7 protein-coding genes are annotated in these 6,836 nt (G+C 54.8%); 4 read left to right on the top strand and 3 right to left on the bottom strand.

Going from position 1 to position 6,836, the window contains the following annotated elements; all coding sequences use genetic code 11:
- From ACR0BK_RS16470 to ACR0BK_RS16460, 3 genes are all read left to right on the top strand, one after another.
- Positions 1–702 (top strand): hypothetical protein (locus ACR0BK_RS16470; RefSeq protein ID WP_480555491.1); only part of this gene is annotated, 702 nt, incomplete at its 5' end.
- A 157-nt stretch (positions 703–859) separates the two neighbouring features.
- Positions 860–1,651: a sulfotransferase family 2 domain-containing protein gene (locus ACR0BK_RS16465; RefSeq protein ID WP_480555490.1), complete on the top strand. Its 792-nt coding sequence runs from the start codon at positions 860–862 to the stop codon at positions 1,649–1,651.
- A complete protein-coding gene (locus ACR0BK_RS16460) occupies positions 1,590–2,576 on the top strand; it encodes a hypothetical protein (RefSeq protein WP_480555489.1) in 987 nt (328 codons plus the stop codon). Before ACR0BK_RS16465 ends, ACR0BK_RS16460 begins: the two co-directional genes overlap by 62 nt.
- A gap of 19 nt (positions 2,577–2,595) precedes the next feature.
- On the opposite strand, the gene ACR0BK_RS16455 is transcribed toward ACR0BK_RS16460, so the two are convergent.
- On the bottom strand, positions 2,596–3,402 hold the full coding sequence (locus ACR0BK_RS16455) for a capsular polysaccharide synthesis protein (protein WP_480555488.1): 807 nt from the start codon (positions 3,400–3,402) through the stop codon (positions 2,596–2,598).
- A 340-nt stretch (positions 3,403–3,742) separates the two neighbouring features.
- Between ACR0BK_RS16455 and ACR0BK_RS16450 the strand changes: the two genes are divergently transcribed.
- A complete protein-coding gene (locus ACR0BK_RS16450; protein WP_480555487.1) occupies positions 3,743–5,089 on the top strand; it encodes an O-antigen ligase family protein in 1,347 nt (448 codons plus the stop codon).
- Between the two features lie 23 nt (positions 5,090–5,112).
- Here ACR0BK_RS16450 and ACR0BK_RS16445 read toward each other — a convergent pair whose 3' ends face one another.
- Both ACR0BK_RS16445 and ACR0BK_RS16440 read right to left on the bottom strand, forming a co-directional pair.
- Entirely contained in the window at positions 5,113–5,793 is a 681-nt protein-coding gene (locus ACR0BK_RS16445; protein WP_480555486.1) for a polysaccharide deacetylase family protein, read from the bottom strand.
- The gene (locus ACR0BK_RS16440) at positions 5,790–6,833 is read right to left on the bottom strand and encodes a lipid II:glycine glycyltransferase FemX (RefSeq protein ID WP_480555485.1); all 1,044 of its coding nucleotides are present in this window, start codon (positions 6,831–6,833) and stop codon (positions 5,790–5,792) included. Before ACR0BK_RS16440 ends, ACR0BK_RS16445 begins: the two co-directional genes overlap by 4 nt.
- Positions 6,834–6,836 lie beyond the last annotated feature (3 nt).

Raw genomic sequence — 6,836 nt, 5'->3', positions numbered from 1 at the left:
GGCGGTACGTCTGGCACGGATACCGGTGGTACATCTGGTACGGATACCGGCGGTACGTCTGGATCGACATCGCCTTCTGTCCCATCCAGCCAAATGGTCTTTGACGACTTTGTTCTGGATATCGCGAACCTGCCAGATAACGGTCAGGCCGAGCTTATCGGTGATGCGGCGGTTGTGGATACTGCATCGGGTCCGGTGATCCAGTTTGACGGAGACCGGGATCTTGTGAAATTGGGACGTCTGACCGAGTTTGAAGATTCAGAGCAGATTGCTTTCACGGTTGAGTTTACCAGAGCCGAAGCAGACGGCAGCACCCAGCGTTTGGTCTGGAACAAGGGCCATGTGGGGCTGACGTTGACAGGTGATGGCCTGATTGCACATGCCGCAAACAATGACGGTAAATTCACCGAGGGTTTCCATGTGGAAAATCTGGGCCTGAATGATACCGAAGCCCATACGATCACCTTTTTGGTCGACCAGAATGCAGACCGTCTACAGGTTCTCGTCGATGGGAATGTGGTGCTTGATGAAACCAATACCGATTTCGATTTTGTCGATGCGCACGGCGGCAAGGAATGGGGTTGGGATCTAGGTTTTGCGAGAAATCGTTATATCGATGGTGAAATCAGCGCGTTTGCAATCGACGACGAGGTCGTTTTTGTAGACACGCAGGTTGTGCAGGACGATTTTTCGATTGCCTGACACGATATGCATCGGCGAAATGTCGGCGCATATATGGTTGAAAAATTACGCTGGCTGGGTGCAAGATCGCACCTGGCCAACTGTATTTCAGGACAGCCATTCCCTGCCCTGGAGAATTGCGGCTGTTTCAGGCCGATCGTGTTGAAAGTTTCGAGTTATGATTTTGTCTGACAGCCATCGTTTTGTGTTCATTCACGTGCCGAAATGTGCGGGAACTTCTGTTCGCAATGCTGTTTTGTCATTCCACGATGCAGACAGCCGGTTTCTGAAACTGGTCGAGCGACATCCTGAACTGGGTGAAATAGACTATCGCCATCTTCCACTGTCGCTGCTGCGTGACCTTGATCCTGAGGCGTTCGGGAAGCTGAAGGAATACGAAAGCTATGCACTGTTGCGTGACCCGTATCAGCGCTTTCAATCCGCCATGTCGCAACGCGCCAAAATGTATCTGGGCAAGGAATTTGCGCAGCTCAGCGATGATGAAATCCGCGCAGAGACCGAGAAGGTAGTGGCATATCTTCGTTCTGATCCTGCGGTGATTTCTCCGGAATATGTGCATTTTTCCCGACAGTCTGATTTTGTCCAGATCAACGGCGAACGGTTGGTGCGCAATCTCTACCCGGTCGAACATCTTGATCTTTTTGTTCAGGCTTTGACCCGGCAGATCGGCCTCGCTTCGCTGGAAATCGGGCATGCCAACAAGACCACGGTGTTCCGCCACCCGCAGCTGAAACGGGTCATGTATGGGGGGAGTGCGCTGGCCCGTCGCGTTCTGCCTAGTCCGGTGCACGAAGCATTGCGTGTCTCCGCCCGTCGCGTTCTGATGAAATCCGGGGGCACGCAACCGCATCCGGTCTTGAGCGAACCTGTTTTTCAGGACTTTATTCGTGACTATTATGCCGAGGATATTGCCCTGCACCGGGATGTTCTGGCAGGTGTTGCAGCGTGATCCGGCAGGCAAGGAACGGAGCGGGCAGGTGCAACCGGTAAAGGAATGGCGCATACATCTGGGTGCGCATAAGACCGCGACAACACATGTTCAGGATACGCTGCTTGCACATCGGGACCAGATGGCGCGGCGGGGTGTGGATTATATCCCCCGGGAAGCTTTTGGTCCGTTACAGCGCCGCTATTCAAACCCGGGTCATTGGCGAAGAAGGTTCTGGTCAAGACCATTGGCCAATCAGTTTATGCGCCAGACTCAGGCGCTGCGCGGCGGAGCAGAGACGGTTCTTGTTTCGGACGAAGATCTGCTGGGCTATTCCGACGGTTTATTGTCGCCTGTCTTTTACCCGTCCTTTCGCGGGGCGCATATTGTCACCGAGATGCAAAAAACGGCTCCTGTTACGCTCTTTCTGGGGGTGCGCTCTTATGACAGGCTGTTGCCCTCAGCCTATGCTCAGATGATGAAATCCTTTGCGCCGGATCCGTATTGGCGATCCCGGATCGGCGCGGACGTTCTGAAGACGCCGCCCAGTTGGTTCGATCTGATCGAGCGTCTTATGGCGGCCTTTCCCGGTGCAGCATTGCGGGTCTGGCGACAGGAAGACTACAGCGCACACTGGCAGAAGGTTCTGACAGCTTTTGCAGGCCGGAACGTGGGTGAATTCCCACAGATCCCACCTCCGACAAGAACCACATCGCCATCGCAAGAGGCGATCCACCAAGCAGAGGCTTTGGATCGCTCACTGTCGGTTGAAGAACGCCGCATGCGAGTTAAGAAGATTTTCTATAACGACGGACCGAATTCCGCCGCTGGCACTCCGTTTCGGCCATATCAAAGTGAAACGGTCAGCGCGTTGCGCCAGAAATACGAGCAGGATTTACAAAGGATCGCCCGAAATTACCCGGATATGTTGATCCGGATAGAATGATGCAGCCAAACCTTGCGGGTCAGCCGACCTTGGGGCGTTTGGGAACTTCGGTTTCCGAGACGCGCAGCAATTTCTTCGCAATTTCAAGATGCTGAGCGTTCCATTGCCAGCGTAACTTTTGTACGGGTGCCGCGCCATCGTCCAGAATGCGGGCTACCCGGGCATGATCGCGTTGCCGCAAGAGGCATTCATGTACCAGATGCGGTCCGACACATCCGAATTTAGGGACTTCACGCAGGGCGCGCCGGAACGGGCGGCGCATGTAAATCAGCAGTTCAAATAATGTCTGACACCAGAAATACAGATGCGGTTTCTGGCGATTTTTCCAATACTGAACACTGTAGTCATACCAGTCCGCCATTATAACATTTTGCGGTTCGGAGGCCAAAAACCACGTTGCCACTTCACGCGTATATCCGGGCCATGTGAACCATCGGGTTTCCGGGGTCCAGAAATAGGCAAAGAACCCTCGCTGTCCGACAATCGGCAGCCAGTCATTCAATGGTTTGATACAGAACGCGGTCGCATCCGCCCAAACACCGCCGTGTTCTTTCAAAAGCTTGAACCGCAGAATGTTGGAATAAGATTGTATCGATATTTCTGGCGAGAGATTTGGCATATCGACAAACTCTGCGACCGTGTCCTTATCGAGAATGCGGAGGGTCCAGTCCGGGTTTTTGTCTTGCCAGGATGCAATACACATCCGCACGATTTCGGGGGCTTCATCAATTCCTTTATCCCAGAACATCCAGATGTTCTTGGGGATGATCCGCGGCACAGCATTATCGAACCCGTCGGGTTGTGTCTTGCCGGCTTTGCGGGTCAATCTGCGGGCAAAACTGCGAAGCTGTTTACCCTTAACCAAAGATACAAATAAAAATAACCAAGGGTTCCCGGCCAAATCCAACGCTCCTATCGTAACCCATGTCGGTGTTTTAACGACCATTCTAGAGCCGCGCCAGAAAACTATCGCGATTGGCCTGCATCTATTTTCTGCTGTGTATTCACCGCCATGCTTGCGAAACAGTCGCGCGAAATACAGGGTATTGTTTTTCCTAAAGCGGTGATGGACCCTTGGATGATGCGGATTATACTTCCCTGGCGTACACGTTAAGCATTGTTGGTAGTATCGCACCGATCAGGTGTTCTCCAGAAAGGCACGGTTCATGTCACTTGTTATGCAGTCCGGTCACCAGACCGCTGCCGGCGCGGCCGAAAAGTCCCGTCACGGGCTCATAATCGCGCTTTTGATTCTGTCTTTCGTCATGCCGTTCTTTTTCTTCTTCATCGGCCTGAGGCTGAGCGCGTATCGTTTGTATTTTCTGGCCGCCACAATTCCGGTGCTTATTCAGTGGGCCAAGGGTGCGGCAGGCCCGGTGCGGTCGCCTGACATTCTGGTTTTGCTTGCGGCGATGTGGGCGGCGTTGGCCCTGTTTGCCAACCACGGGATAGGACGTTGGCAATTCGCAGGTATTCTGGTTGTGGAAACAGTCGTTCCATATCTGTTTGCGCGCGTCCTGATCCGGGACTACGTGACATTTCGAACGGCGGTGTGGTGGCTTTTTGCCATCGTTCTGGTGTTGGTCCCCTTCGCACTGTACGAAAATATCACGGGGAAACCGATCCTGCTTAACATATTTGGCGGGGTGTTTCAGGTCTATGCAGACGTGAATCAGGAGCCGAGATTGGGGCTGGAGCGGGCGCAGGCCTCAATGCCTCATCCGATTTTGTTTGGCGTTTTCTGTTCACCCGTTCTTGCGCTGTCCTGGTATGTGCTCAGCCCGGAAGGCGCATTCTTCAAGCAAACCCAACGTTCGATTATTGTTAGTACGGCTGTTTTCAGCTCTTTGTCTTCTGGTGCCTTCATGGGGGTTATGTTGCAGGCTTTCCTGATCGCCTGGGATGAGATTCTGAAGAAAATCAAAAGCCGATGGGTGATTTTCGCCATCATATTCGGCATTATCTATACCATCCTCGAACTGGCGTCGAACCGGAATGCGTTTCAGATCATTGCGACAGAGCTTACATTCTCGGCCGGGTCAGCCTGGAACAGAATTCACATCTTCAACCACGCCATTGACGATATTTTCCGCAACCCGATTTTTGGGATTGGTCTGGGTGAATGGACTCGCCCCAAATGGATGAAGCCAAGCGTTGATAATTTCTGGCTGCTCATCGCCCTGAGATACGGGATTCCGGCCCTTATATTTCTGGGTCTGGCCGTCATTATCGCAAGTTATCAAATCATCCGTGCCCCTTTGACTGGCCTCTATGCACGGGTTCGAACCGGATTTCTGATTTCGTTCCTAAGTCTCAGTGTGTCTGCATTCACCGTGCATTTGTGGGATGCCACCTATTGCCTGTTCATGTTCCTTCTTGGCAGCGGCATGTGGTTGATTGATGCCCGGGAAACACCCGAAGGTGAGGGCGAACAGGTGCAGGGAACATCCGCCCGACGGGAAATCCGCTATACGCGCTTTCCCAAAGGACCTGACCCGGAACCTGCCGAGTAACAAGGTTATACGTTGGAATGTGTTTAACCGGTCACCGTCCAGCGACGCCGGGTCATTCCGACGGCGCGGCGCAGGCGGCGCAGGGCGGGCATGTGACCTGACAGAACGGCCTGCATTTCATCGGGCGACATATCACCACGCAGCGAGGTGCGGGGGCGCAGGAATGCACCTTGCCGCCATTGACCACCGTCACTTGACCACGCTGTCGTATAACCTGATGCACGCAAGGCCCGTAATACCCGCGCATCATAACGTCCGAATGGAATCCCGGCCTCAGTTATCGACCGGCCGCAGATATCCTCAAGCTGTGCCCGGGATGTCTCCAATTCCTGCCTGAGCATCGCATCGTTCAGTGTCGGCCAGCTGACATGGTCAATTCCATGGCTGCCGATCAACATACCTGCGCTCTGCAGGTTATGCAGGTGCTTCTTGTGCAGCGATCCCGTTTGCCCGAGGCGCCCGGTCAGAACAAAGAAACGTGCATGAAGACCCCGGTCAATCAGGGCGGGCAGCGCAATATCATGATCAGACAGGTTGCCATCATCAAAGGTGATTACACCAGCCGCCGGGTCAGGCATGGCGGCAACCTGGTCAAGGACGTATTCGAATTGCTCCCGCGACAGCCAATATGGCGCTTCGCCGGGCTCCAGCGAGCGCCCGGGATCTCCGATACCGTGAAAGTTGACGCTTGTCAGGTTGGTCATTTTCGCCGCCTCTTCAAAAGCGAATGCAGCGTTTCCGCGGCGCGGATCGCAGGCGCAGTTAGCCCTTTGGGTTGGAACTCGTAAGGGCCTGCCGCCTGTAGGTCTGCCCCCCCGGTGCGGTGCTTGAACCGTGTGACCGTTGGGTTTGAATCAGGGTCTATACCGCCCAGATCGTAGAATTTCATGCCCAGTTCTTTGCAGCGTAGAATGGAATGCCACATCAGGCAGTGTCCGGCATTCAGCCGTCGCCCGGCTTCAGCTGTGGCGCCGAAAAGGTAGACGGCGTTGATGCCGGCTCTGCCAATGGTCATGCCGGCGATGTCAGCACCGTCCTTCCGAGCGAACAGAACCTCATGGTCAAAATCGGGCCCTGTAAGCCCATAGTAAAATTCGGGGGGAATATCCGGGCGAAACCCCTTGGTGGCCTGTACGTCTTGATATAGCGCGTGAAACCGGCTGCGAGCCTCTGCAATCGGAATGATATCCAACTCCAGCCCAGCCTTGAGCGCATTGCGCAGTGGATTGCGCCACTTGCCGTGCAGCGCGCGCATCAGCGTGTCTTCGTCCTGATCACAGTCTACTACGACAGTTCTGTAAGATGGGGACCGCTCTGAGTGGACAAAACCCTGGCTGGCGGCCAGTTCGTCGAGGGAGGGCACGTCATAGCGGGCAATCACCGGAAAACGCAGGCGCAGGACATGTCCTGTTGCTGTCGCATGCGCGCGCAGTGCCGCGAGCACCGCCTGCACGGTTTCGGGCGAGGGATCGGGGTGATCCCGATGCAGGAGCAATGGTCCCGCTGCAATCCATGCGATTCCGCGCCCAAGCGCGGGCAGGCGCTTGATGCGCAGGCACGCGGCGGCGACGATCTGTCCAGACGGGGTTTCCACCCGGACGAATTGCGGTTCTGCCCCGATCCGCCGTGCGGCTGCCTGCGCATAGGTCAGGCTCTGTTCATAAGTCAGATCCTGAAAAGTGGCGCTGCAGTCCAGCCAATCGGATGCAGACAGGATATGAAGAGATAGGGGCTCAGAGGTCATGTC

This window comes from Ruegeria sp. AF1, from assembly GCF_056542125.1.
This window is presented reverse-complemented; position numbering and strand designations above follow the sequence as displayed.

Coding starts and splice junctions, on each gene's coding strand:
- ACR0BK_RS16465 (WP_480555490.1), top strand. CDS start 860: ATGATTTTGTCTGACAGCCATCGTTTTGTGTTCATTCACGTGCCGAAA.
- ACR0BK_RS16450 (WP_480555487.1), top strand. CDS start 3,743: ATGTCACTTGTTATGCAGTCCGGTCACCAGACCGCTGCCGGCGCGGCC.
- ACR0BK_RS16445 (WP_480555486.1), bottom strand. CDS start 5,793: ATGACCAACCTGACAAGCGTCAACTTTCACGGTATCGGAGATCCCGGG.
- ACR0BK_RS16440 (WP_480555485.1), bottom strand. CDS start 6,833: ATGACCTCTGAGCCCCTATCTCTTCATATCCTGTCTGCATCCGATTGG.